The following is a 26229-nucleotide window of genomic DNA, read 5'->3' as shown; positions in this document are numbered from 1 at the left end:
TTTGATGGCATATAAAAAGGTGCGTTATGTGACGCTTACGGGCTAGGCCAAAACAGCGAGGGCGGCTGAAACACGGCGGCGCGCGCCTTCTTGCAAAGGTTGGCTGTTCCGTATCTCGGTTCGGCGATGTGCATGCCTATTTATGCCGAACCGATGAAATATCGGCTGTATTATTTTATTATTTTATGTTGCGGAATTTGCGTGCGTGATTTGCGGAATTTTCTTATTGATTGAATACCCCGGTAAAAAATAAACTCGGAAACTCATTTCGGTTTGCGTCTTGAATGTGCGTGATCGGATTGATATCCTTATTTTTTATCCGCATGATTTTCATGGGTGTTTTTGTCAAGAGAGTGGATTATTGGAAAATGAGTAGAATAATTAAAGTGCCGTACTATTTCCTTGCCGGATCGAAGTGGAAAGAATCATCGGGCTCGCAAGGCTGCGTGCCGCTCAATACGTTGAAATGTATTTCGTTTGATCGCTCGGCGCCTAATGAACCATCGCCTCCCCGGCAAGTGCCCGTCCGAGAGCTGAATAAGCAGGTGAGAGAAAAAAGTCGAGAGAAATCGCCTCCGCCAGCACTTACCTCACGCCCCGAAACGACTCCCCCTCAAGATGCCGAACAGATTGAAAATCCGCCAACATTTGATTTGTTGGACGTGCCAGGTGCGATGAAAAACATGGGCTGGCCGGTCTCGGCCGAACTCGCAACCGAGTGGTTCGGCAGCGCAAAACACATTTATGATGACAATCCAAACTCCGTTCAACCTATCGACAGCGCTACGATCTCGCTGGATTGGTGTCTGAATTTTGGCGGCGTAAAAGATAAATACAACGATCTGATTTCAAGGAAAATTTACAATGAGGCCGCGGGCGCGCTCATAAAAAACAAGATCAGGCCGATTTTGGAAAGAGGGTTTCAACAGTCCATCGCCTTGGATTTCAACACAAAAATCTTTCTGAAGGATCTGAGAAAATTTCATATGGACTGGCAGTTTCAGATCGTCAGCGTATCGAGTTACGATACCCTGACAAGTCACCTTGGTATGACTGATTTGACGGCAGCACTGGCAAATTTTGGTATCTATGCTGCAATCGGTCATGTCGAGGTCCGCGGGGATCGATACTATAAATATGATCGGAGCGCGAAGACCAGGACCTATTGCATGGATGCGCAGATCAAAGTAACGCATGTCTACGTCTATGTGAAAGATAATTATTCGTTTAACGACTCGGATGGAAATTCGCAATATCTTGGTCACTGGAATAAAAAAGGAGTGATACTGACGAAAGGCTCGCTTGTTAGCGAGCTTGTCAATGGTAGGCGACTTCATACTCGTTTTGGTAATTCGATCGAAGCTGAAATGAATTTTAACTGGAAGTATCTTTTTGACAGGCCACTGGATAAACCGGTTGACAAAAGAACGGGGGTAATCAGAAAATTCATGGAAAGGGACGTTTATTGGCCTGTCTACAATAGTACGTACAATCGCTGGCGGGAAAGGCATAATCGGGGCGGCGATTTCATGATTTATTCAAAGCCGAAATATGTAAAACTAGGCAGGCCGATTGAGGTCGACGTGGGGGTGATATGCAGGCCAGCGGAAAAAATGTGAAGCGAATATATGTTGCTGTAACAATTTTTATTGTCTTCGGTGTTGTTCTGAATCTCACCGGCGTCAAAATTTTACTTTTTCTGATCGAGTACAGGCTGGCGGTTGTGCGGCTGATTGCGTTTGTTTTTGTGATCGTAATCGTCTTTTCCATCGTGAAATCGAAGACCGGTTGGAAAGGGAAATTATCCATCGCCATTTTTTTGATGTTTGGTGTCTACGCTTGTGTTTGTTTTTTCAACTTTGTCCTGCCGACACAGTATACGAGATGCGATTTATACAGTCAAAGACTCAATGGTGGAGTGAAAATTTTAAATGGGAAGATTTATAAAATAAGCTTGTGCGGAACCGGCGGTGACGACATGCAAAGCGGCGATTCTATAAGGCTGCAGGTTTTCAGCGATGCGGGGGTGCTTCTCGCAAGTCGGCATTTTTTAGTTAACTGGAATGAAAATTCACCGAATTCTCTTGAGTACGGACCTGATCGCATTACCTATTACGACAATAATGGACGTGTTTTTGAAAAACACCTATTTATGCCGCCAACGGCGTTAGATTGGATGCGTGCGCGAATTCCATTGCTTGACTAGCGTAACCGTCCATCACTTTCGTTGCAGCCTCACCGATGATGATGAGACTCATGATGACCGCCTGCTGCGTGCGCTTGTCTTCAAGGAAACTGTCTTTGCTCAGGCCATTCACGAAATCGATCGCGTCCGTCGCGGCCTGCTTCATGTGATCGAGATAGTCGGGCAAGCGGCTCTGGCTCATACCGGCTTAGCCTCCGCAAGCACCTTGGCGCGAAACTTCGGCGGCAGGTCGGCGGGTGTCAGAAGATGCACATGGACGCCGAGTAAGGATTCAAGCGCGTCCTGCAGGCCGCCCAGATCGAACAGGGTGCACCAGGTAACGCATCGACCAGCAGATCGAGGTCGCTGCCATCCTGGTCGGTGCCATGCAGCACCGAGCCGAAGACGCGCGGATTCACCGTGCGGAAGCGACTCGCTGCTTCGCGCACAGCGCTTCGCTTGAGATCAAGCACAACGGACGGCCGCATGGTTCTTCTTTCCTTATCGAAAGCCGCTGAAAGGGTAGGAGACTGAGCGTACCGCTTCAGGAACTATAGCGGAATTCTAACGCCTCGATTGACCCCGGCGCACCATCACGCCGGGGCGCACCCGTACCTCACCCCCAAACGATCGACCCCGCCTCCGGGCACGTCCACGACGACTGCAAACGCTCGCGAATCTCCGCCAGCGACTGCTTCACCAGCAATTCGCCATTGCGGAACACCGGCACCAGCGCACCGCCTTCCGCCTGCTCGACGGTCTGTTGTTCGTACAGCACGAAGTGATCGCCTTCCTTCTCGACACGCGGCAGACCTTTCGCGGACTTCTTGGTGCCGTCGTCGGTGGCCGGGTCTTTGTAGATGTCGACCGCTTCGCCATCCACCTCGGCATAGATCGCCTTGAGCGCATAACCGAAGGTGTCGCGCGAGTTCATCCCGTACACGTAGCTGCCGATGCCGAGCACCACGTTGCACGAAGCGAAGCCCTTGGCCGCCATGCGCAACATGATGTCGCGCGCGCGGGTCAGCGTGATCGAGTCGCCGTAGATCAGCCCGACGTGCGAATCCAGCACCTTGTAGCCTTTTTCCGTGGTGGTGCCGCCGTAGATATTCCACAGACACTCCACCGCGCCGGTACGCTCAGCTTCGCTGATCGTCTCGCCGCTCGCCTTGACCGTATAGCGGCCCGTTTCGGTGACGACGGGTTGGCCATCGCGCTGCACGAGTTCGTCGTCCGTATAGCCGGTGAGGATCTTCACCGGATCGCCGGAGTCGGGGCGAAACACCACTTTGGCGTTGCCGAGCGCGTCGGGCCGGCGGGCGAGAATATCCGCCTTCAGTTCCTTCGCGATGACCGTCATCACGTTCCAGAAATCGAACGTGTCGCTGACGAGCGAGACCATGCCCTGCGGGTAGCCTTCGGTGACGAACTCGCGGATCACTTCCAGTTCGGCCTTGCGGCGCAGCGCCTTCGGGTCGAGCATGGCTTGCGCCGGATCGCGTTCGAGGCGTTGCTGCGTGAGCAGAATGCGCAGCGCCATCACGCTGTGTTCCGACGCCGGAATCGACCCGCCGACCAGCTCGCGCTCCGCATTCGCGCCGTAGTGGTCCTCGAGATAATCGATCGCGGGGATCGTGTCTGTGCCGGTGAACGACAACAGGTGACCCGCGCCGCAACGCATGGCGTCGTGCACGCCGCTCATGCCGCGCATCGAAAAATCGTGACCTTGCCAGTTCACGAAGTCGAGCGGCGCGCCGGTCGTGTTCGCGAAGTAGGTCAGCAGCTTGCGGAATTCGAACGCGATGGTGGCGACCGTGGACGGCTTCCACGATTCACAGCTCACCACCGTTTCGAAGTACGTGGACACCCACGGAAAGTCCGGGTGCGTGTTGGTGAAAATCACCGGCGGCACCTTGATGTCGACTCGCGAGCCTTCCGGCAGCGAACGGATTTCGAGCGGCAGGTGGCCGAGATCGTGCAGCGCTTCGAGGCTCGCCACCGGTACGGCGTCAGGTCCCAATGCCGTGTCCATGCGCCGCTTGTACTTGCGCACCGCCTGAGCTTTCGGCTTCTGGAAGAACTCCGCGCCGAACAGGTCGATCAGGCATTCCTGAATGAAGCCTTGCAGCCCGAACCAGACCACCTTGTCGTCGAACAGTTCGCGCAGCACCGGTGCGTACTTCGCCGAACGGGGCGTGAAGTTCGCGACCAGCCTGGTGGTCGCTTTCGGGTACATGGACGGGTGGCCGGTCTTGTAGAAATCGGCAAGATTGAACGGAACGAGCTGGTTTTTTTCGAGGACTTCCGTGCGGTCGGGGGCGTTCATCAACATCTCCTGGCGAGTTCGGATTCAGAGTCGTGTTCGGTGCGGATGCGGCGGCGCTTTCAGGTTCAGACCTGCTGGCAGCGCGTGTCGCTGGTCCAGTTGTTGCGCGTGAAAACCGTCTGGTAGTGTTCGAGCAGCGGCGCGAGGCCCTTGCTGAAAATACCGTGCGTGACATACAGGTAAAGCGGCTGGCTCAGGCGCTGTTCGGCCTGGCGGGTACGCAACGCCGTGGCGAGTTCGGTGAAGGTGCGGCCGCCGTCGCAGATATCGTCCACCACCAGCAGCGGCGCGTCGGGCAAGTCGCCCACCACCTGCGTGCCGGTGATCTTGCCGGTCTGCGTATTGCGCACTTTCTCGGCGAACACCACGTCGAGTTCCAGCGCCTGCGCCAGATGCATGACGCGCTTGCGGGCGCCGGCGTCCGGCGCGACCAGCGCGGCGCGGCCCGAACCCAGGCTGGCCAGCGCACGGCGCAACGACGGCAACGGATCGGCGATCACCACGCGGTCGAGCAGGGCGGTCACGACATCGCTATGCGGGTCCTGCACTTCGACCTGCGCATACTGCTGCGTGTTGATCAGATCGCAGAAGACGCGCGCGCTGAGCGCCTCACCCGGATTCGCCACGCGGTCCTGGCGGGCATACGGCACGTATGGCAGGGACAACAGGATCGGCGTGCCCGGATAGCCGCGGCGCAGCGCGTCGGTTGCGAGCAGCAGCGTCATGACCGCTTCGGCGTTGGGCAGATGCGCCTGAATGCGCAGCGTGTGCGCGGGCTTGCCCAGCTCGACGCTGACGTTGACCTCGCCGCCGGGGAACACCAGTTTGCGGAGTTCCAGCGGCACTTCACCCCGATCGCTCGATACGGCAAAAACCTGAATCATTTGTTATCCTCCGTCTGGCTTCGTCGGAATATCCGACTAACTGGTTGCCAGTATAAGGTTACTTAGTTGAGAATTGCAACTATGTTGATAGAATTACCCGCAGCGCATATTTGGCGCACGCACAGGAGTCACCCATGAAACAGCGCTACACCACACCGGACGTGAGCGTCGACATTGTCTTGCTGACGCTGGACGAAGGCCTGCTGAAAGTGGCCCTGCATCAGCGCGAGCGCGCGCCCGCGAAGCATAGCCTGGCGTTGCCCGGCGGCTATGTTCATGTGGACGAAGACGAGTCGCTGGAAGCGACGGCAAAGCGCGTGCTATCGGAGAAAACCGGCTTCGCGCCGCGCTATCTCGAACAACTGCGCAGCTTTGGCGGTCCGGCCCGCGATCCGCGCGGCTGGTCGGTGGCGGTGTCGCACGTCGCGCTGATCCCGCATGCGGAACTGAGCGCGGCGGGCGCGGGCGTGTTTCAGTTCTACGATGTGGACGACCTGCCCGAACTCGCATTCGATCATGCGGAGCAGGTGGCGGAAGCGGTGCAGCGGGTGCGCAACAAGGCGAGCTATTCGACCTTGCCGTGCTGGCTGCTGCCGGAGTTGTTCACGCTGACGCAATTGCAGACCATCTATGAACAGATTTTTGGCGAGGCGGTGTCGCGCGGCACGTTCCGTTCGCGGCTGGGGATCAAGGTGGCCGATCTGCAACCGGGCGAGGCGGCCGACGAAGCCGATATCCTGATCGCCACCGACGAATTTCAGGGCGGTAATCAGCGGCCCGCGCGGCTGTTCAGGGTGAATCGGCTGAGTCTGTTCAAACGGGCGTTCTGGTAAAGCGGCGCCCCCCCGCTCAAGCTGTACGTTCGCGTGGCGAATGGAAAGGGTAATCCCGGTAAATGTCGCGGTTTGTGGCGAAAATAAAAGATAGCCGTGCGCGCGTGTAGCTTTACTGACTTCGGTTCCTGATAATAAATCGGCGAACCTTATATCATTCGTGATGGCAGGTCGACCCCTATCAGAAATCTCAGGCGTACAGCGAGTTGATCCGCGAGTAGACTAGCCAGCGAATCAACAAGCAGCGCTGTCAAGGAAAATGCGGCGCGCCGGTCAATACGGGCGGCCGTTCCCGAGCACTGCAACCGTGCATGAAAATAACCGTGCATGAAAATCGGGTTCTCCATTAATACAGTCCGGGCCGGCTGCGCTGCGGTGTGCGTGGTTAATGCCGCGTGCAGATGGCCAAGTAGTAAATTGGCCAGATCCGTAGTCGCGCCATTAGTTATCTGATGGAAAAACCATTAAGTCAGGATGATTGCGGAGATTAATCCGGCGCCTGGCGGCAACACGACTATCACCGGCCTGGTATCAGCGCGCATATTTTCCGATGCGAACTCCGCCATGCCGTCCATTTAAATCCGATCGACGGAGCGGCGCACGATGTTTCACGACTGGACCCCCGAACAATTGATACTGCGCGAGCGTTTCGCCGCGGTGGGCGAGCAGCTTGCCAAGGCGCGCGACCAGCAGCCGGAAGGTTTCGATTACGCCGGGTGGAACCGTCTGCGCGATGAGCGGCTCTGGCACCTCGTGGTGCCCCGCGACTACGGCGGCGACGGCGAAGACTGGTGGGGCTTCACGGCCGCGCTCGACGGCCTGTCGTCGACGATCCGCACGCCGGAATTGCTGTTGTCGGTGATCGCGCAGGCCGGCATGGTGCGCGCGATGGTGCGGCACGGCAGCCCGCTGCAGAAAGAGCGTTATCTCGCCGCCATCATGCGCGGCAAGATCAGCGCGACCGGCATTGCGGAGCCGTCCACCGGCACCGACGTGCGCAGCATCGACACCACGCTGTCGGAGTCGCCGGACGGCTACCGGCTCAACGGCAGCAAATACAACATCGCTCACGCGCCGATCATGGACTTCATCCTCGTGGTGAGCCGTCTGGAGCGCCGCGAGTCCAGCAACATCGCGCTGGTGCTGCTCGATCGCGATACGCCGGGCCTCGTGATCGGCGCGCAGGACGACAAGCTCGGCAACCGCAATCTGCCCACCGGCGAACTGCGCTTCGAGGACATTCACGTCGACGCGTCGCAGATACTCGGTCAGGCGGGGCGCGGCCTCGGCCATCTGATCGACATCATCTCGCTCGGCCGTCTCTACTACGGGCTGGTGGCGGCAAACCTGCCGCTGCCGTTCGTGGATGAAGCGATGCACTATGCGGCGCGGCGCACCAGCTTTAAAAGCACGATCGACTCGCATCAATATATCCAGAAGCGTCTGGTCGATATGAAGATCGGCATGGAGCGCAGCCGCTGGGCCGCTTACGGCGCGCTCGGCCGCTTGCTGAACGCGCATCCCGAGGCGCTGCTGGCATGCTCGGTGGCCAAGCTGGTGGGCGCGAGCGATCTGATCGACAACGCCACGAGCCTCGTCAAGCTGTACGGCAGCATCGGCTATCACAATGGCGGCATCGCCACGTTGCTGAAGGACGCAATGGGGTTCGCAAGCGTCGGCGGTACCGAAGAGATGCACCGCAAGAATATTTTCAACCAGATGCAGCGGCTCGCCGGCAGCGCATCGTCCTCGCAAGGCTGAGCGGTTCGGCCACGTATTTTCTCTCGGGCGTGACGCGCCCATGGGGTCTGTCTATGTTGACTTGGGATATCGGAAGAGGCATGAGCGCGACGACACCGGTGATCGGGCCGGCGGAACTGAGGCAGCACCTGCCGTGCGACGTCGACAGCCTGCACACCGTCATGCAAACGCGCCGCGCCATTTCCGAGGTCCTGCAGGGACTCAGCGGCAGGCTGGTCGTGATCGTCGGACCGTGTTCGATTCACGATCCGGTCGCCGCGCTCGAGTACGCCGCGCGTTTGTCGAAGCAACGGCACCGGTGGCAGGACGAACTCGAGATCGTGATGCGGGTGTATTTCGAAAAACCGCGTACCACGGTCGGCTGGAAAGGCCTGATCAACGACCCGTATCTGGACGGCAGCCATGCGATCGACGCCGGCATCCGGCTTGCCCGTCAATTGATGCTCGACATCACACGGGCCGGCGTGCCGGTCGCGACCGAGTTTCTCGACGTGACCACGCCGCATTATCTGGCCGATCTGGTGAGCTGGGGGGCGATCGGCGCGCGCACCACGGAGTCGCAGATTCATCGCGAGTTGGCGTCGGGCTTGCCGTGCCCGATCGGCTTCAAGAACGGCACGGACGGCAACGTCAAGATCGCGATCGACGCGATCCATGCCGCCGGTCATGCGCATCATTTTCTGGGTGTGACGGAGAGCGGCCGGTTCGCCAAGGTCGCGACGAGCGGCAACCAGGACTGTCACCTCGTGCTGCGCGGCGGCAAACAACCCAATTACGACGCGCAGAGCGTCGCCGAAGCCTGTGCGTCGCTTGCGGCCGGCGGGCTGCCGGGGCGTGTCGTCATCGACGCGAGCCATGGCAACAGTTGCAAGCAGCACGACAAGCAGTTGTGCGTGTGCGATTCGTTGTGCGAGCAGATTGCCGCCGGCGGTGAGCGGATTGCCGGCGTGATGCTCGAATCGAATCTGCTGGCGGGCCGCCAGGACGTGGTGGCCGACGTGCCGCTCGCCTACGGGCAGAGCATTACGGACGCCTGTATCGGCTGGGACGCGACCGAAGCGTTGCTGGGCAAGCTCGCCGAGGCCGTGCGGCAGCGCCGTCTGCGGCACGCGGCGACGCCGATGCGGGAAAGTTTGCCGTCGGTGCAGTCGGTGCCATCGGTGACGTCCTTGCAGTCGGCGGCATGATGGCGACGCCGAACGCGCCGAACGCGCCGAACGCGCCGATCGCTGCGATTGCACCTATCGCGCCGAACGTTGCCGCGCCGCAGGCGGCGCAACGCGCCGCGCGTCTGCTCGAACTCGCGCCGGCTTGCGGCGCAACCGAGCGCACGGCGATCGCCTTTCTCGGCCCCTGCGGCACCTATACCGAAGACGCGATGCGCCTGTGCTTCGGCGAGACGCATGACGCGATGTCCTGCGCCAACGTCGACGCCGTGTTCGAGGCGGTCGCGCATGGCGGCGCCAGTCACGGCGTGGTACCGGTCGAGAACTCGACGGAGGGCATCGTCGCGCGCACGCTGGATCTGCTGCTGAAAAACCGGCTGACCGTGAGCGGCGAAGTCGTGTTGCCGGTGCGGCATAGGCTGATGACGGCGCATGGCGCGCTCGACGGTATTACCTGCGTGACGGCGCACGAGCAGGCGCTGGCACAATGCCGCCGCTGGCTCGACACGCATCTGCCGGAGGTGCCGCGACAGGCCGTGGCCAGCAACGCGCAGGCGGCCCAGCTTGCCGCGCGTACGGCGGGCTACGCGGCAATCGGCAGTCAGCGGGCGGCGCATCACTACGGCTTGCGGATCGTCGCCTCGGCGATTCAGGACGAGCATTTCAACAGCACGCGTTTCTACGTGATCGGCCGCGAAGAACCGCCGCCCACCGGCGACGATCGCACGCTGTTGTGCGTCGAACTCGAAAACAGCAGCGGGGCGCTGCAACGCGTGCTCGCGCCGCTGGCCGAGCATCGGATTCCGGTGACGCGGCTCGACGCGCGACCGCTGAGAAGCGAGTTGTGGGCGTACCGGTTCTTCGTCGAGTTGCCCAGGCATCGGCATGACGTGCAGATGGCCCACGCGCTCGCGCAGATGAAACGGCATGCCCGTGCGCTGGTGTTGCTCGGTTCGTTTCCGGCGGCGCCGGGTGGCTGTGCGGTGTCGTGACTGAGTGAGCGACGTTCCGCGCGGACGCCGCGTTAAGTCGTCGCGAAACAGTCGTCGCGAAACAGTCGTTGCAGAACAACCGTCACCAAAAGAAAAGACCCGGTCGCAACCGGGTCTTTTTTCTCCTACGCAGCGTTTCTCGCGCCCGTTACAGCGAACCCTGAAAGCTCATTACCCGTTCCTTGAACGCATCCGGCACGAGCGCCGTCTTGTTGGTCGTGTAATCGAACATCACATGGGTGGACGCACCGCGCGCGATGATCTGCTTGTCGTCGCGCTCCATCACGTGTTCGAGCTCGAAACTCTTGCTACCGAATTTGACGACGCTGGAGCGGACCGTCAGCTTGTCGCCGAACATGGCGGGCGCCAGATATTCGCATTGCGTCTTGACCATGATGTGCGGCAGCTTCTCCGTGCGCGGCATGTCCAGCAGATCGAACATGTAGCTCAGATACGAATGCTGCAGGTAGTCGTAATAGACCGGGCTGCTCACGTGGCCCATCGAATCGGTGTCGCGATACTTAACGTCGATGGGGGTTTCGTAGTGTCGTTTTGACATGGTTGCCTCAACATGAGAAGTGATTGTCGTATCGGCTCGATCTTCGTGTCTCGCCGTGCTGCCTGATGCCTGGTTACTACGTGGGTGCTACTGAACTTCAAAACATTCCGCAGATCGGTCGTTCTGCAACAGCTCGCCAAAAATACGCGAGACGTCGCCGTCCCACGCTTCACGATGGCGAGCCAGCCAGTACTCCGACTGATTCGGCGCGCCCGCGGCGATGTCCCGGAGCGGCGCGAGGTACTGCGTTTCATCGTCGCCGGCGGCGTCGTGGCGCGCCCGGGCGCGTAATCCTTTTGCCGCGATCGCCACCACGTCGCCCGCGAGTTCGCGCAGCGTGCGGCCATGCAGACGCGTGTCGAGACCGAGGCGCGGCACATCGCGACGCACCACCAGCAACTCCGCACGACTGATGCCGGCAGTCAGCGTCTGTGCATCGGACAGCGCGCCTGGGTCGTACAGCAGCCCGACCCACAACGCCGACTGCGCGACCATCATGGCGGGCGTGCCGGCGTCGGCGCCGCGCATTTCGAGGAAACGCTTCAGCCGTACCTCGGTAAATGCCGTGGTCATGTGATCGGCGAAGTCGGCGAGAGTCGCGGTTTCGTTCTCGAGGCCAGGAAGGCGACCCGCCAGAAAATCGCGGAACGTGTGGCCGGCCACGTCGATATAGCGGTCGTTGCGGCGCACGAAATACATGGGCACGTCGTCGAGCAACCAGGTGACGTAGCGCTCGAATCCGAAACTGCGCGACATGAACAGCGCGGGAATGCCGCAGCGGTCGTGGTCGGTGTCGGTCCAGACGTCCGCGCGCGTCGACATCAGGCCGGAAGGCTGACCATCACGAAACGGCGAGTTGGCGAATAGCGCGGTGGCGAGCGGCTGAAGCGCGAGCGACACACGCATCTTGGCTGCCATGTCCGCTTCCGACGCATAGTCGAGATTGACCTGCACGGTGCAGGTACGCAACATCATGTCGAGGCCGCGCGTGCCGACCTGCGGCATGTAACGGCGCATGATCGCGTAACGGCGTTTCGGCATCCACGGCATCTCGTCACGGCGCATCAGCGGATGAAAACCGAGCGGCGCGGCCTCGAAGCCGAGTTGCTCGCCGATCGCCTTGACGGTGTCCAGATGCGCGTGCAGTTCAGCCTGCGTGTCATGCAGCGACGCCACCGGCGCGCCGGACAATTCCAGTTGCCCGGCGGGTTCGAGCGAGATCGCCGCGCCGTCGTCGTAGCGCACGCCGATCAAGTGCCCGTCGTCGAGAATGGGCGAACCTTGCTGGTCGAGCAGCCGCTGCAGCACCGCGCCGATGCCCGCGTTGCCGTGATACGAAAGCGGTAGAAGCGTATTGCGGTCGAACAGGAATTTCTCGTGCTCGGTGCCGATGCGAAACGCCGCGCGGTCCTTGCATCCCGCGGCGATGTAGTCGGCCAGTTGCTGCACGGAGACGATCGGCGTCTCGTCTGAATCCACGGCGTTAGACATGGGTGAGCGCTACCTAAGTGGGGGCGAAAACCGTCAGGTAGTGATCCTGATCAGTGTGTCTGACGCTTCGAGTGAAGCGCGCGCGTTATGACGCAACGGACTAACTATATCCAGCCCGTTGCTAAGCGACTACTGATAGCGGTGACAGGTTTTTCGCCTCACCGTGTAGGAAAACGGTGTCGGACGGCGGCTACAGCGAGGGTTTGCGTTTCGCGAAATAGTGCGCGGGGGAATCGCCGAAGCAGCGCCGAAACATGGCGATGAAATTGCTAGGCGTCGCGTAGCCCAGGGCATCGGCCACGTTGGCGACGCTGTCGCCTTGCGCAAGACGTTCGAGCGCGCGCGTCAAACAGGCCTGCTGGCGCCACTGCGCGAAACTGCTGCCGGTCTCGGCGATAAACAGGCGGCTCAAGGTGCGCGCCGACAGACCGGCCCAGGCGGCCCATTCGTCGAGCGTGCGGGTGTCGTCGGGCTGGCCGAGGATCGCGTTGGCAATGCGCACGAGCCGGCGGTCGGTGGGCATCGGCAGGTGCAGCGGTTCATGCGGGGCGCGGCGCATCTCGTCGAGCAGCACGAAGCTCATGCGTTCCTGTTCGGCGTCGAGCCGGCACTGCGTGGCCCATGAAACCGCACGCCTGACCAGCGCCCGCATCAGTTCGCTGATGCTGATCACGCACGGCCGTTCCGGCAGGCTGGCGCTCGCCGCCGGCGTGATCACGACGCTCCAGCCGCTCATCGCGCCACTGATGCTGACTTTATGCGATTCGCCTGGCGGGATCCAACCGGCGCGATGCGGCGGCAATAACCAGGAACCATGCTGCGTGCGTACATGCGCGAGTCCGCTCTCGACGCAAAACACCTGTCCACGCAAATGATTATGCCAATCGACTTCGCGGGTGCCGAGTCGATAGTCGCTATTGCCTTCGTGCTCGCCCCATACGGCGATGAGCGGCGGCCCATCGGCGCGTTCGCTCGGGTCGGAGGCAGGTGCGGTGAGCGCGGTGAGCTCGATGGGTGTCGGCGTTTTGCGATTGGCTTTGGGCTCGTGAGAATCCGCGCTTTTATGCGCGGATTTATGCATGAGGTGCTGCGCCTTGCTTTGCTGAGTCTTCCGATATGGCATGGCTGGAATTCATTATTTTTTGTCTAAACAACGTTATCAGCTTTTCTATCGAACGTCCAACAATGCGGGTCATGGCAAGTCGCCCGACAGATGGAGTATTCAATGGAAGGATGGGCTGAGATTCGAAGCGTCGCTGCGACGGGATCGACGAGAGCGACGAGATCGACGGGAGCGAAGCGATCGACATGGCACCGCCGCGATGCGCCGCGCATCGCGGCATGGATGACGGCAACGGCGTTGCTGATCACGTCGGCCGGTTGCGTCACGAACAGGGGGCTCGCGCCGGTCGGCAAGCTGAGCGATCCGTCGCAATTGCAGGCGTCGCAGAGTCTCGCGGGCATCGACGCCAATCGCGCATGGCCTGCCACCGACTGGTGGGTCGCGTTGGGCAACCCGCAATTGACGGCGCTGATCGAGCGCGCGCTGGCCGGCAATCCCGACCTCGCTATCGCCGACGCGCGGGCCCGCGACGCGCAATCCCAGGTGACCGAGGCCAATGCCGCGCGGTTTCCGAATCTGACCGCGAACGGCAACTTCACGGCGCAACGTCAATCGGGCACCGTGTACAGCGAACAGGAGGGTGGCGGGTTCTTCTATCACACACGCGGCCTCAACCTCGGCTTCAACTGGGACATCGACCTGTGGGGCGGCAAGCGGGCCGCATGGGAAGCCGCGTTAGGCGAAGCGCGCGCGACGCAAGTCGACGCGCAGGCAGCGCGCATCCAGCTCTCGGTCAATGTGGCGCGGGCCTACACGAATCTGAACTACGCCTATGCGCAACAGGACGTCGCGCAGGCGGAAGCCGATCGCGCCAACGAAGCGCACGATCTGACGCTGCAGCGGGTTCACAAGGGCATCGACAATCAGGCGCAACTCAAGCAGTCCGATAGCGAAGTCGCCAGCGCCGTGCAACAGCAGGCCATGGCCGCGCAGGAGATCGCCAGCGCGCGGATCGCGCTGGCGATTCTGCTGGGCCAGGGGCCGGACGCGGGCCTGTCGATCCAGCAGCCCGCGGCCTTGCCGGTGCCCGCGCTCGCAGTGCCGGCCGATCTGCCCGCCAATCTGCTGGGCCGCCGCGCCGATCTGGTCGCGGCGCGCTGGCGTGTCGAGGCGGCGAGCCGCAACATCGCCAGCGCCAGAACGGAGTTCCTGCCCAACATCAGTCTGAGCGCAATGGCGGGGCTCGCCACGCGCGGCGGCGCGTCGTTGTTCCAGGCGGCCTCGCGCACGTATTCGGTGACGCCGGCCATCAGTCTGCCGATCTTCGACGGCGGCGCCCTGCGCGGCAATCTGCAGCATCGCGACGCGCAATACGACGTGGCGGTCGCGCAATACAACAAGACGCTGATCGGCGCGCTCAACCAGGTCGCCGACAACCTGCACAGTCTGCAATCGATGCAACTGCAAATCGACGCGCAGCAGCACGCGTTCGACGCCGCCCACGACGCATGGACGCTCGCCAACCAGCGCTACCGCGCCGGCGTGGGCAGTTATCTGGAAGCGCTGGTGGTGCGTCAGCAGTTGCTCCTTGCCAGTAAGCGAATGGCGCAATTGCGCGCGCAACAGGTCGATCTGTCTCTGCAACTGGTCGAGGCGCTGGGCGGCGGGTTCACGCCGCAACGCCCCGACGCCGCGTTTGCAGCCGTCTCTTCTTCTCTCGACATTCAAGCCACGCCATGAGCAGCGAAAAAATTCTCGAACCCGTAGGTCAGGCCACCGCGCCTGCGAATCAAACCGCGCTGCGTCCAGGCGCTCCAGCTGAACCGGCGAAGCCGGCGCCGGGCGGCGCGGCGCCCGGCCCCGCGCCGGGCGGTTCGGGTGGCGCGGGCGGCAGTCCGACGCCGCCGGCTTCCGGGCGTCGCAAGTTGCTGCTGCGCCTGCTGGTCGCCGTTTTCGCGATCGGTATCGCTGTGTGGCTCGTGTGGCACTTTCTGTACGGGCAATGGTACGAAGCGACGGATAACGCCTATGTGCAAGGCAACGTCGTCGAGATCACGCCGCAGGTGCAGGGCACGGTGGTATCGATTGGCGCCGACGACGGCGACCTCGTGCGCAGCGGCGACACGCTGGTGAAGCTCGACCCGAGCGATACCGAAGTGGAACTGGCCGGCGCGCAGGCCGCGCTGGCCGGTTCGGTGCGCAAGGTGCGGGGGCTGTACAGCAACGAGCGCGGCCTGCACGACAGTCTCGAAGGCTCGCAGGCGGAAGTCGACGCGCGCCGCACGTCGCTCGACAAGGCCCGCGCCGATTACGAACGCCGCCGCGATCTGGGCCGCTCGGGTGCAATTTCGGCCGAAGAGCTGGCGCATGCGCACGACACGCTGGTGTCGGCGCAAAGCGCGTTTGTCGGCGCGCAGAGCGCGCTGGCGAATCTGCAGCAGCAATATGAGACCAGCAAGGCACTGGTCGACGATACCGCCGTGGCCTCGCATCCGGATGTCGAAACCGCCGCCGCGCGTTTGCGTGCCGCCTATCTGGAGAACGCGCGCGCCACGCTGGTCACGCCGGTGACCGGCTACGTCGCGAAACGCACGGTGCAACTGAGTCAGCGCGTGCAACCGGGCACGCCGTTGATGGCCGTGGTGCCGCTACGACAAGTCTGGGTCGACGCCAACTTCACCGAAAAGCAGGTCGCGGAGATGCGCATCGGCCAGCCGGTCGAACTGCGTTCGGATCTCTACGGCGGCAGCGTGCGTTATAGCGGCAAGGTGCAGGCGCTGGGCGTCGGCACGGGCAGCGCGTTCGCGTTGCTGCCCGCGCAGAACGCCACCGGCAACTGGATCAAGATCGTCCAGCGCTTGCCGGTACGGATCGAATTCACCGACCCGCAACAGCTGGAAAAGCATCCGCTGCGCATTGGCCTGTCGATGCACGCCAGCGTCGATCTGCACAATCGCGACGGCGCGATGCTGGCGCATCAGCCGCCGGCCGAGCCGTTGTTCAGCAGCGATCTGTATCGGCGTCAGTTACAGCTTGCGAATGCACTGGTCGACAAGGTGATCCACGACAACCTGCCGGTAGTTCGTGCCACGGCGAGCGCGAAATGAGCGCCCCCGCGGCTGTAGCCGGCAGCGATTTCCGGCCCCGCAGCGTCCCCCTCACCACGTTTGGCCTGGCGCTCGCCGTGTTCATGCAGGTGCTGGACGGCACCATCGCCAACGTGTCGCTGCCTACCATCGCCGGCAATCTCGGCGTGAGCACGAATCAGAGCGCGTGGGTCATCACCACGTTTTCGGTGAGCAACGCGATCGCGTTGCCGCTGACGGGTTTTCTGGTGAAGCGCTTCGGCCAGGTCAAGCTGTTCGTCTGGGCGACGCTGCTGTTCACGTTCGCTTCGCTGCTGTGCGGACTGGCGCACAGCCTGCCGCAACTGGTGGCGTTCCGCGCTTTCCAGGGCCTCGTTGCCGGACCGATGATTCCGACCACCCAGGCGCTCATGCTGTCGATCTATCCGCCGGCGCGGCGGGGCTTCGCGCTCTCGATGATCGCGATGGTGACGGTCGTCGCGCCGATCGCGGGACCGTTGCTCGGCGGCTGGATCACGGAGAACTACTCGTGGGAATGGTCGTTCCTGATCAACGTGCCGATCGGTATTTTCGCGTGCTCGATGGTTTACGCGCAGATGCAGGGACGGCCCGAAACCACCGCGAAGGCCAAGGTCGATTACGTCGGTCTCGCGGCGCTGATACTCGGCGTCGGCGCGCTGCAGATCGTGCTGGACAAGGGCAACGACGAGGACTGGTTCAACTCGACGTTCATCGTGTGGATGTCCGTGGTGGCGGCGTTCGGCATTCTGCTGTTTTTGATCTGGGAGCTGACCGAGCCGAATCCGATCGTCAACCTGCGGCTCTTCAAACATCGCAATTTCGCCGCCGGGACGTTGACGCTGGTGCTGGCGTACTCGGCGTTTTTCGCGGTCAACGTGATCGTGCCGCAGTGGCTGCAGCGCACGCTCGGCTATACGGCCTTCTGGGCCGGGGTCGCGGCCGCACCGATGGGCATCATTCCGGTGCTGCTCACGCCCTTCATGGGCAAGTACGCGCCGCGTTTCAACATGCGCATGCTGGTGTGCATGGCGTTCGGCATTCTCGGCTGCGCGTCGTTTCTGCGGTCGCAATTTTTCCTCGACGTGGACTTCGAGCACATCGCGCTGATCCAGTTGCTGCAAGGCCTCGGGCTCGCGCTGTTCATCATGCCGATCAACAGCATTCTGCTGTCGGATCTGAAGCCCGACGAGATCGCCGCGGGCTCCGGGCTGTCGACTTTTCTGCGCACGCTCGGCGCGAGCTTCGCGGTGTCGATCACGTCGTTCCTGTGGGAGCGCCGCGCAGTGCAGCACCACGCGCAGATTTCCGAGAGCATCAGCGTGTTCGATCCGGCGGTGCGTCAGCAGTTGCGCGTGCTGGGGCAGGGCAATCCGCAAACCGGCTATCAACTGCTCGACCGGATGATCGACTCGCAGGCCTATCAGATCTCGTTCAACGACGTCGCGTTCGCGCTGGGTTGGGTGTACATCGCGGTGATCGTGCTGGTGTGGCTGGCCAAGCCGCCGTTCGGACCGAGGCCGGGCGGCGCGGCGCCTGCCGGGGCAAAGCGCTGAGGTCGGGCGCCGAAGCGGTAAAGGATTGAAATGGCGGTGCGCCGGTCATCGAATACGGGCGCACCCACGCAAGCGAGTTTTTTCAACTTCCAAGAGGAACGTAAATCATGAATTCGAGCCAACAACTCACCTCATCCGCCGTGTTCGATCTGTCGGAATTCCCGCTGGTTATCGCCCGCAACGACGCGATCGCGCCCGGTTACGCAGCGACATGGGAGCAGGACATGAATGTATTGCTGAAGAGCGACGAGCCCTTCGTGCTGCTGTTCATCTCGCCGCGCCCCGAGGAAACGCACGAGGATCGCAAGCATCGCGGCCTGTGGCTCAAGACCAATCGCGACGCGCTGTCGCAGGTCTGCAAGGCGTTGATCACGGTCGAACCCGACGAGCGTGAGCGCGAGGAATCGAAGGCCGGTGCGGCGGCGATTTCCAAGGCCTTCGGCATTCCACTCGAAGCGGTGGCCACGCTCGACGATGCCAGGAAGATAGGTAGGCAATTGCTGTCGGAAACGGGAGACTAACGTCGCCGTTCCGATTGGCAACAGGGCTGCGAGACGCTCGGGACGGTTATATCAGTACACCAGAACGAACAGAAAAAAACGGGAGTATACGAATGAATGGCCAGAACGATGACTTGGATTTGCTCGTGCCGACCGACGAGTGCGCGCTACGCACCCGTATTCTCGAGGCAACCGCCAGGATGGGATTCGACAAGGTGGTGCTCGCGGTGCTGCCGTCGCCGGGCGTGTCTTTCTGCGCCGCGCATATGTGGAGCAATTGCGAGCCGGAATGGGAGCAGCGCTATCGCGAGCGTTCCTTCGATCAGGTCGATCCGCTGCTCAAACATTGTTTCAGATCGCGCATGCCGCTGATCTGGGATCCGGCTTTTTTCGTCGCGCCGGCGCAGCGCGCGTTTCATGACGAAGCGAGCGCCTTCGGCCTGAACCGCGGGGTCACCTTGCCGCTGTGTGGATTGAAGGGTGAGGTGGGCATGCTGACGTGCGCGGTGCGAGACGAATTCGCGCTCACCTACGAAAATTGCCTGCGCAGTCTGCCGCGTTTGTCCTTGCTGCGCGACATCACGAGCGAGGCGATCGGTCAGTTCGGGTTCGATACCAAACCCGGTTCGGTGCCGCGCCTGAGCCGCCGCGAGACCGAGTGTCTGCGCTGGCATGCGTTCGGTAAGACCTCATGGGAGATCGGCCATATTCTCAACGTGAGCGAGTCCTGCATCAACTTTCACTTCAACAATATCCGCCGCAAGTTCAACGTGTCACGTCGTCACGAGGCCGTGCTGAAGGCGATCGAATGGGGCCTGCTGAGCGTCACGGACATGACCGCGGGCCTCGCCGCCAGCTAGCAACGCATCGGCGAGCGCATCGGCGGGTCGTCCGGCGAGCCATGTGTCCAGAAAACTGTTGAGCCATGCGACGCCGGCACGATCGTGCCGATGCGCTTCGCGAGTCTGGGTGGCAATGTCCTGAGCGCCCGGCGCGCCAAGCTTGTGCGCGGCGGCGGCGGTCCAGCGCCGCATCATCTGATAGCTGACCTCCGGGTGAAACTGCACGCCGTACGCAGCCGGACCGTAACGCACCGCCTGGTTCTCGAATTCGTGGCCGGCGGCCAGCCGTTCGAGTCCCGCGACACTGTCGAAACCTTCGCGGTGCCATTGGTACACGCGTTCTGGCCACTGGCACAGCGCGCGCCCGAGCGGCGTCGGCGTGATCGGCCAGTAGCCGATTTCAGCGCGGCCGTCCCGATGCGCCGTGACGTTTCCGCCCAGATGACGAATCATCATCTGGGCGCCGAGACAGATGCCGAGAAACGGCGCCTGTTCGCGCAACGGCACGCCGATCCAGTCGGTTTCGGTGCGGATCCACGCGTCGTTGTCGTTGGCGCTCATCGGGCCGCCGAAGATTATCGCGCCCGCGTGGTCGCGCAGGGTCGTGGGCAACGGATCGCCGAGCGGCGGACGGCGAATGTCGAGCTCGTAGCCGCGTTGCAGCAGCAGACGGCCCACGCGTCCGGGGCTCGATTGCTCGCGATGCAGCACGATGAGAATTCGGCCGTGCGTGGCCGTGGCGGCGGTGTTGCCCGGTGCGTCGTGTGAAGGGAGCATGGCGGATAGGCGCAATGAGTGAGTCAACCGGGACGGCCGCGTAATGCTTCGAACGAGACCATCACGTGTTCGCGATAGGCGGGGCGTTGTTGCAGCCGGCGATACCACGCGCCGACATGCGGCAGCGCGGGGCGTTCGAGGTCGAGCGAGAAATAGCGGAACAGCGTCGCGCCGACCGGAATATCGCCGAGCCCCAGCGCGTCGCCGCTCAGAAACGGCCGCGTGGCGAGCATGCGGTCGAGCATCTGGAAGTGCTGGGTGCAGCGCGCGTTCTTCTCCTGAACCAGCGACCAGTTGCGCTCGGACTCGGGCGTGCGGACCATCGCCCAGAACAGCCCGGTCATCAGATCGGGTTCGAGCGTGGTCTGACACCAGTCCATCCAGCGCTCGGCGTGCGAGCGCGCGAACGGGTCGGCGAGCCAGAACGGCGCCTGGCGCGTGTGCGCTGCCAGCAGCCGCAGGATCGTGTGCGACTCCCATGCTATCTCGCCGTCGAGCTCGATCACCGGAATACGCCGGGTCGGATTCAGCGCTTCGAATTCGGCCGTGTTGCAACCGCCGAATTCCCCGCCAATCGACACATGTCGATACGCGAGTCCCAATTCACCCGCGAGCCACAGCACTTTCTGCACGTTGAACGAACTGCGTCTTCCCCAGATCGTCAGCATGTGGCGGCGTCCTCCCGCGTGGCGCAGGCGGCGCTGAAGCGTTGCAGGCCGGCGGCGAGATCGGCGATCAGATCGGCGGGCGCTTCCAGGCCGATATGCAGGCGTACGCCGATACTGCCGTCCGGCCAGCGCTGTGCGATGCGCTGCGACTGCAGGTCGAACGGCACCGCCAGACTTTCGAAGCCGCCCCAGGAATAGCCGAGCCCGAACAGTTCGAGACTGTCGAGGAACGCGGCGAGCGCTTCGTCGGGCGCGGCATGCAGGATCACCGAAAACAGCCCGGAGGTGCCTTTGAAGTCGCGTTTCCAGAGCGCGTGGCCGGGACAATCGTCGAAGGCGGGAAACAGGGTGCCCAGCACCTCGGGCTGCTGCCTGAGCCAGCTTGCCACCGCGTACGCATTTTCCTGATGCTGGCGCAAGCGAAGGCCCAGCGTACGCAGGCCGCGCAGCGCGAGATACAGGTCGTCCGGTCCGACGCACAGGCCGAGATCGCCGTGCAGTTGCTTCAACGCGGGCCATGCGGCGGCGTTGGCGGAGACGGTGCCGAGCATCGCGTCGGAATGGCCGACCAGATATTTGGTGCCGGCCTGGATCGACAGATCGACGCCATGATCGTGCGGCCGGAACAGCAGCGGCGTGGCCCAGCTGTTGTCGGCAATCACGCTCATGCCGTGCGCGTGCGCTACGCGGGCAATCGCGCCGATGTCCTGCACCTCGAACGTGTACGAACCCGGCGACTCGACGTACACCGCGCGGGTACGCGGGCGGATCAGCGGTTCGAGCGCGGCGCCCAGCAGCGGATCGTAGTACGTGGTGTCGATGCCCATGCGCCGCAGCACGCCGTCGCAGGCATGGCGCACCGGGCCGTAGACGCTGTCCGTCATCAGCAGATGATCGCCCGGCGCGAGACACGACAGCAGCGCGAGCGTGCAGGCGGACAGCCCCGAGGGACACAGCACTGCGCCGGCACCGCCCTCGAGTTCGATCAGTGCGTGTTCGAGCGCGTCGGAGGTCGGCGTACCGCGCCGACCGTAGATGTACGGCTGGGTTCGGTGCAGCAGATCGTGCGCGGTCGGGCTCAATACGGTCGAGCCGTGATAGACCGGCGGATTGACGAAGCCGTGATACGCGCCGGGGTCGCGTCCCGCGAGCGTGAGCCGGGTCGCGTCGGCGAACCGGTCCAACTGCGGCGTGTACGGTGACGCGGCTGGCGCGCCCGGTTTGGCGGCACTCATGGCCATAGCAGGCTGTGCTCCCATGTAGCGGCCGCGCCGGTAGCCACGCCGGTGCCCACGCGCACATACCGCAGCCGCGTGAAACGGCGTTCGGCATCCGACTGCCAGAATTCCACTTCGTGCGGCGACAACGCGTACATGCCCCAGTGCGGCGACACCAGTTCCGGCTGCGCTGCGACGCGCGCGAGCTGCTCGTGCAGCGCATTGCGGAGATCGTCCGGACTGTTCAGCACATCGCTCTGCCGGCCGATCAGGATGCTGGCGCGCGAGCGCTCCGGGCGGCCCATGAAATCCGCGCGGCACGCCTCGTCGGACAGACGCTCCACCTTGCCGCGCAAGCGGATCTGCTGGGCCGTGGCGGGCCAGTAGAACGTGATGGCGGCCTCGGGCCGGTGCGTCAACTGGCGGCCTTTTGGGCTCGTGGCGTTGGCCGCGAAATGCCAGCCTTGCGCGTCCATGTTCAGCAGCACGACGGAGCGGGCGTCGGGTGCGCCGTCCGGATCGACCGTGGACAGCGTCATGACTTGCGGTTCGCTGACCCGGGCTTCCACCGCGGCGTCGAACCACTGCTCGAAGAGCGCGTGCGGCGTGGCCGGCACGGCGTTCGTGTCGAAGGTCTGGTGAGCGCCCGCGAGGGTCTTGAGCGACTTCAGTCGGCTTTCAAAGGCGGTCATAGGTAGGCGAGTGTCCATGTCGTTCAGGCGAGGCCGAATTGCGTGGCGCGCGCGAGCAGCCGGTGCGCGGCGAGATAGTCGGGGACTTCGGCGAGAAAGCCGTCCACCACGGCGGCGGCGACCCGCTTGCCGTTCGATTGTTCGCGGGCGGTGTCGAAGGTCTGGATCACGCGCCGGGCGAGCGCGACTTCGTCGGCGCTCGGCGTCAGCACGCGGTTGACGATTGCCGTGAGCGGCGCGTTGACGATGCCCTTCGCCTTGTAGCCGAGGGCGCGCGACCTGCGCATGTCGAGCTCCGCGCCTTCGACGTCCGCGTAGCTGTACGGACAGTCGATGGCCGTGACGCCGACCGCCGCGCATTCGAGCAGAAACCGCGAGCGCACGTAATCGAGTTCGTGGCCCGCGTGGGTGCGTTCGGCGCCGAGATCGGCCACCATGTCCTCGGTCCCGACCAGCACCGCGGAAATGCGGCGGCTGCAACGGGCAATCGCCATGGTGTTGACGACGCCGAGCGGCGATTCGATATTCGGCACGAGTTCGGTCGAACCCGGTTGGATGTCGTACTCCGCTTCGCAACGCGTGACGGCTTCGTCCAGCGCGACGATCTGTTCGGGCGTCGACACGAACGACATCATGATGATGTCGGGGCGGCTGCGCATGACGGCGCGCAGATCGTCCACGCCGCCGCTGTCGAGCGGGTTCACGCGCACGGAGGTCAGCACGCCGGCGTCGCGCCAGCATTTCATGACTTCGTCCGCGATACGGTGGGCTTCCGGTCGGCGGGCCGGCGGCGTGAAGGTTTCCAGTTCCTGAACGAGGACGTCGGCGCCGGTCTGCGGACCGGCCAGGAGTGTCTCGCGGTCGGCGCCGGCCAGAAACAGCCAGGAGCGGCGCAATTGCGGCGGACGTCGATTGAGCAGGGGCATCGGATATTCCTCTCGGGCGCGGACCTCGTGAGTTCGCGCGGTACGTTGGTGACGATGAAGCGGATAGGCCGCGCGACGCGCCGGCGTTCGGACCGGTGCGCTACGTGATGGGATGGCGTGATCGGGCGACGCCCACCGCCGCGCCGGGATCGAGTCGGCAAGACCGGTAACGGCCGGCGAATGACGTGATTCCAGGCGGGCTGCTGTTCGTCGTTGCAGCGCTTGTTGCAGCACCTGTAGCAGCGCTCGTTGCATCAGGCGTCGTTGAGTCGGGCAAAGATTAAACGCGGCCGCGGCCGGCAACAACTATCAGGAATGTCAGTGGCGGGCAGGCGAGCGTGGCGGTCGCCCGGTTCAGCCGGCCGGATCGGCGACCTGAAAATCCGTCGCGGCTGGCGAAGCAGGCGCCCCTGGCCGAGCGGCGCAATCCGCCCGGGCGTTCCGGCAGAGTATTCTCGCGTTCTGGCGAACGCGCTACCATGTTGGCCCTAACGCCAATTTCATCACTCGTGAATCCGGCGCCGTTCAACCCTGGCCACCGCGATCGGCAGACAACGCTATGAGTGACACCCCGCAGCCGCCGTTTTCCATCCTGTTCGTCGACGACGACGAACTGTCGCGCAACCATTTCGCCCGCGCCATCCGCGCGGAGTACAACGTGCATGTCGCCGGCAGCGCGGAGGAGGCCATGGCCATACTCGGCCGCCACGGCGCGGAGATCGCCGTGCTGGTCACGGATTTCCGCATGCCCGGCCGCGACGGCGACCATCTGCTGCGCCATGTCGCGCACGAGTTCCCGCAGATCGTGCGCATACTCGTCACCGCCTACGCCGACAAAGACCTGCTGCTGAAAACCGTCAATACCGGCGAAATCTTCCGCATTCTCGAGAAGCCATTGCGCACGGAGAAGGTCCGCGAGGTGCTGCAACTGGCCATGACGCGCTACGCCGAGCGGGAAACACGTCAGCAGCGTCTGCTGGCCATGGACGAAACGCTGGCTTTCCTCGCACACGAGCTGAACACACCGCTGGCCACGATCTCGCTGTTCGCGCAATCGGTCGGCAGCAACGTCGCCGAGCAATACGATCCGGAGCACCAGAAAGAGATCGGTCACGCGGCCACGTCGATGCTCAATAACGCGCAGTATTGCCTCACGCTGATCTCGTCGTTCTGGGCGACGGTGCACAAGAGCGGCGGCCAGCAATCGGCATCGGGCGTGAGTCTGCGCGAAGTCACCGCGACGCGGCTGATCTCCACGCTGCTCGACACCTATCCGTTCGCCGCGTCGCAGCGCGACTGGATTCAGGTCGACGTGCAAGGCGATTTCGTGGTCCGCACCATGCCCAACTGCGTGGCGCTGGTGCTTTCCTCGTTGTTGTCCAATGCACTGCGTGCGTTGGAAACCACCGCCGCGCCCTTGCTGCGGCTCGAAGTCGTCGCCACGCCCGAGCCGGAAATCCGGGTTCGCGACAACGGTCCCGGCATCGCGCCGGAGATCAAGGCGCGTCTGATGCAAGACCCCGTCACCACGTATGCGGGAGCCGGCGGCCATGGCATGGGCACGATCTTTTGCAACCGCATCATGCAATCGTCCGGTGGCTCGCTGCGGATCGACTCCGCGCTCGGCGAAGGCACCACCGTGACGATGGCCTTTCCCCATTACAAAGGCCGCGCCGAGACACACTGAGCGCCGCGGCCCGCGCACCTCCCGCGCGCGCCTGCGCAGGCCGCTGTTATGACGTCCCCGACTTAGTAGCTGACAAATGCTTGGTTCGTGGCTGCCCGGCCCACTGCTACAGTGGCCGCCACGCTGACGGGTGCGCCCGCAACGACCAACAAAATCAACTGACTATGGGGCTTCCACCATGAAGAACTGGACTCGCCGTGCCGCGCTCGCCGGCCTGTTATTGACGCTGGCGGGCGTCGCTCACGCCGATCAACTCGACGACATCAGGAAGGCCGGCGTTCTGCGTGTCGCGACTTTCGACAGCAATCCGCCGTTCGGTTTCGTCGATCCGAAGAGCAACCAGATTGTCGGTCTCGACGTCGACTATGCTCGCGCGGTCGCGGCGAAGCTCGGCGTCAAACTCGAGATTCAGCCCACCAATCCGGCCAACCGGATTGCGTTTCTGAAGTCGAACAAGGTCGATCTGGTGTTCGCGAACTTCACGATCACGGATGAGCGCAAGAAAGAGATCGACTTCAGCACGCCGTATTTCGCGTCCGGCACGCAGTTCATCGCGAAGAAGGGCGTATTGAAGTCGCCGCAACAACTGGCGAGCCTGCGGATCGGCGCGGACAAGGGCACCACGAACGAACAGCAGGTCCGTGCGCAGTATCCGGCCGCGACCATCGTCGCTTACGACGACACGCCGTTCGCGTTCGCCGCGCTGCGCGCCGGCAACGTGCAGGCCATCACGCAAGACGGCCCGAAGCTGGTCGCGTTGCTGGCGAACGTGCCGGATAAGGACAAGTACGAGATTCCGCCGTTCACGATCTCGAACGACTACGAAGGCGTCGGCGTACCGAAGAACCAGCCGCGTCTGCTGAATGCGGTCAACGAGACGCTGCAGGATCTGGAAGCGAAGGGCAATGCCTCGAAGATCTACGACCAGTGGTTCGGTCCGAAGAGCCGCGCGCCGCTGCCGCGTCTGTTCAAGATCGGCGATCCGCAGAAGAGCTGAGCG

General features: G+C 62.8%; 23 protein-coding genes and 2 pseudogenes. 13 read left to right on the top strand and 12 right to left on the bottom strand.

Features of this window, described 5'->3' with window-relative positions:
* Positions 1-290 precede the first annotated feature (290 nt).
* Positions 291-1619 carry a DUF6402 family protein gene (locus BX591_RS00480; protein ID WP_244146914.1) on the top strand — a complete coding sequence of 443 codons (1329 nt, stop codon included), beginning with the start codon at positions 291-293 and terminating at the stop codon, positions 1617-1619.
* The gene (locus BX591_RS35950; protein ID WP_146749707.1) at positions 1595-2206 is read left to right on the top strand and encodes a hypothetical protein; all 612 of its coding nucleotides are present in this window, start codon (positions 1595-1597) and stop codon (positions 2204-2206) included. The genes BX591_RS00480 and BX591_RS35950 overlap by 25 nt, the downstream gene beginning before the upstream one ends.
* Here BX591_RS35950 and BX591_RS00475 read toward each other — a convergent pair.
* The 4 genes and pseudogenes from BX591_RS00475 to prs all read right to left on the bottom strand — a co-directional run bounded on the left by BX591_RS00475 (position 2151) and on the right by prs (position 5395).
* Positions 2151-2387, bottom strand: coding sequence for a HepT-like ribonuclease domain-containing protein (locus tag BX591_RS00475; RefSeq protein ID WP_111928808.1), 237 nt, complete (start codon positions 2385-2387; stop codon positions 2151-2153). The genes BX591_RS35950 and BX591_RS00475 overlap by 56 nt on opposite strands.
* A pseudogene (locus BX591_RS00470) lies at positions 2384-2673 on the bottom strand (nucleotidyltransferase family protein). Before BX591_RS00470 ends, BX591_RS00475 begins: the two are co-directional and overlap by 4 nt.
* Positions 2674-2801: 128 nt before the next feature.
* Positions 2802-4511 (bottom strand): nicotinate phosphoribosyltransferase, encoded by a 1710-nt coding sequence (locus BX591_RS00465; protein WP_111929326.1) that lies wholly within the window; start codon positions 4509-4511, stop codon positions 2802-2804.
* A gap of 65 nt (positions 4512-4576) precedes the next feature.
* Complete coding sequence (gene prs, locus BX591_RS00460) at positions 4577-5395, bottom strand: ribose-phosphate diphosphokinase (RefSeq protein WP_111928807.1); 819 nt, start codon at positions 5393-5395, stop codon at positions 4577-4579.
* 134 nt (positions 5396-5529) lie between these two features.
* On the opposite strand from prs, the gene BX591_RS00455 reads away from it, so the two are divergent.
* From BX591_RS00455 to pheA, 4 genes and pseudogenes are all read left to right on the top strand, one after another.
* Positions 5530-6228, top strand: coding sequence for an NUDIX hydrolase (locus tag BX591_RS00455; RefSeq protein WP_111928806.1), 699 nt, complete (start codon positions 5530-5532; stop codon positions 6226-6228).
* A gap of 603 nt (positions 6229-6831) precedes the next feature.
* Entirely contained in the window at positions 6832-7989 is a 1158-nt protein-coding gene (locus BX591_RS00450; protein WP_111928805.1) for an acyl-CoA dehydrogenase family protein, read from the top strand.
* 53 nt (positions 7990-8042) lie between these two features.
* Positions 8043-9092, top strand: a pseudogene (locus BX591_RS00445) (3-deoxy-7-phosphoheptulonate synthase); the annotation flags it as partial.
* A gap of 80 nt (positions 9093-9172) precedes the next feature.
* Positions 9173-10147 (top strand): prephenate dehydratase, encoded by a 975-nt coding sequence (gene pheA, locus BX591_RS00440; RefSeq protein WP_111928803.1) that lies wholly within the window; start codon positions 9173-9175, stop codon positions 10145-10147.
* A 148-nt stretch (positions 10148-10295) separates the two neighbouring features.
* Here the strand turns inward: pheA and BX591_RS00435 are convergent, their stop codons facing one another.
* The 3 genes from BX591_RS00435 to BX591_RS00425 all read right to left on the bottom strand — a co-directional run bounded on the left by BX591_RS00435 (position 10296) and on the right by BX591_RS00425 (position 13278).
* Positions 10296-10706 (bottom strand): acyl-CoA thioesterase, encoded by a 411-nt coding sequence (locus tag BX591_RS00435; protein ID WP_111928802.1) that lies wholly within the window; start codon positions 10704-10706, stop codon positions 10296-10298.
* Positions 10707-10793: 87 nt separating this feature from the next.
* Complete coding sequence (locus BX591_RS00430) at positions 10794-12197, bottom strand: glutamate--cysteine ligase (RefSeq protein WP_111928801.1); 1404 nt, start codon at positions 12195-12197, stop codon at positions 10794-10796.
* Positions 12198-12387: 190 nt separating this feature from the next.
* Entirely contained in the window at positions 12388-13278 is an 891-nt protein-coding gene (locus BX591_RS00425) for an AraC family transcriptional regulator (RefSeq protein WP_111929325.1), read from the bottom strand.
* 264 nt (positions 13279-13542) lie between these two features.
* Here BX591_RS00425 and BX591_RS00420 point away from each other — a divergent pair, with 264 nt between their 5' ends.
* From BX591_RS00420 to BX591_RS00400, 5 genes are all read left to right on the top strand, one after another.
* Positions 13543-15000, top strand: a complete 1458-nt coding sequence (locus tag BX591_RS00420) for an efflux transporter outer membrane subunit (RefSeq protein WP_111928800.1) — start codon at positions 13543-13545, stop codon at positions 14998-15000.
* Entirely contained in the window at positions 14997-16367 is a 1371-nt protein-coding gene (locus BX591_RS00415; RefSeq protein WP_111928799.1) for an HlyD/EmrA/EmrK family protein, read from the top strand. Before BX591_RS00420 ends, BX591_RS00415 begins: the two co-directional genes overlap by 4 nt.
* Positions 16364-17920: a DHA2 family efflux MFS transporter permease subunit gene (locus BX591_RS00410; RefSeq protein ID WP_111928798.1), complete on the top strand. Its 1557-nt coding sequence runs from the start codon at positions 16364-16366 to the stop codon at positions 17918-17920. The genes BX591_RS00415 and BX591_RS00410 overlap by 4 nt, the downstream gene beginning before the upstream one ends.
* 107 nt (positions 17921-18027) lie before the next feature.
* Positions 18028-18441 carry a hypothetical protein gene (locus BX591_RS00405; protein WP_111928797.1) on the top strand — a complete coding sequence of 138 codons (414 nt, stop codon included), beginning with the start codon at positions 18028-18030 and terminating at the stop codon, positions 18439-18441.
* Positions 18442-18533: 92 nt separating this feature from the next.
* Positions 18534-19280 carry a helix-turn-helix transcriptional regulator gene (locus BX591_RS00400; RefSeq protein WP_111928796.1) on the top strand — a complete coding sequence of 249 codons (747 nt, stop codon included), beginning with the start codon at positions 18534-18536 and terminating at the stop codon, positions 19278-19280.
* Here the strand turns inward: BX591_RS00400 and BX591_RS00395 are convergent.
* The 5 genes from BX591_RS00395 to BX591_RS00375 are packed head-to-tail and all read right to left on the bottom strand — an operon-like array spanning position 19194 to position 23542.
* The gene (locus tag BX591_RS00395; RefSeq protein WP_111928795.1) at positions 19194-20039 is read right to left on the bottom strand and encodes a glutamine amidotransferase; all 846 of its coding nucleotides are present in this window, start codon (positions 20037-20039) and stop codon (positions 19194-19196) included. The two genes, BX591_RS00400 and BX591_RS00395, sit on opposite strands and share 87 nt — an antisense overlap.
* A 23-nt stretch (positions 20040-20062) precedes the next feature.
* Complete coding sequence (locus tag BX591_RS00390) at positions 20063-20707, bottom strand: glutathione S-transferase family protein (RefSeq protein WP_111928794.1); 645 nt, start codon at positions 20705-20707, stop codon at positions 20063-20065.
* The gene (metC, locus tag BX591_RS00385; protein ID WP_111929324.1) at positions 20701-21942 is read right to left on the bottom strand and encodes a cystathionine beta-lyase; all 1242 of its coding nucleotides are present in this window, start codon (positions 21940-21942) and stop codon (positions 20701-20703) included. Before metC ends, BX591_RS00390 begins: the two co-directional genes overlap by 7 nt.
* The gene (locus tag BX591_RS00380) at positions 21939-22616 is read right to left on the bottom strand and encodes a pyridoxine/pyridoxamine 5'-phosphate oxidase (RefSeq protein WP_111928793.1); all 678 of its coding nucleotides are present in this window, start codon (positions 22614-22616) and stop codon (positions 21939-21941) included. The genes metC and BX591_RS00380 overlap by 4 nt, the downstream gene beginning before the upstream one ends.
* Before the next feature lie 23 nt (positions 22617-22639).
* Positions 22640-23542 carry an HpcH/HpaI aldolase/citrate lyase family protein gene (locus BX591_RS00375; protein ID WP_111928792.1) on the bottom strand — a complete coding sequence of 301 codons (903 nt, stop codon included), beginning with the start codon at positions 23540-23542 and terminating at the stop codon, positions 22640-22642.
* Between the two features lie 559 nt (positions 23543-24101).
* Here BX591_RS00375 and BX591_RS00370 point away from each other — a divergent pair.
* Positions 24102-25229, top strand: a complete 1128-nt coding sequence (locus BX591_RS00370; protein WP_111928791.1) for a hybrid sensor histidine kinase/response regulator — start codon at positions 24102-24104, stop codon at positions 25227-25229.
* Between the two features lie 178 nt (positions 25230-25407).
* Positions 25408-26226 carry an ABC transporter substrate-binding protein gene (locus tag BX591_RS00365; protein ID WP_111928790.1) on the top strand — a complete coding sequence of 273 codons (819 nt, stop codon included), beginning with the start codon at positions 25408-25410 and terminating at the stop codon, positions 26224-26226.
* Positions 26227-26229: the final 3 nt, after the last annotated feature.

Source organism: Paraburkholderia bryophila (genome assembly GCF_003269035.1).
In the GTDB taxonomy this organism is placed as follows: domain Bacteria; phylum Pseudomonadota; class Gammaproteobacteria; order Burkholderiales; family Burkholderiaceae; genus Paraburkholderia; species Paraburkholderia bryophila.
The sequence above is the reverse complement of the archived record's forward strand: the minus strand, read 5'-3'. Positions and strand labels throughout refer to the sequence as shown.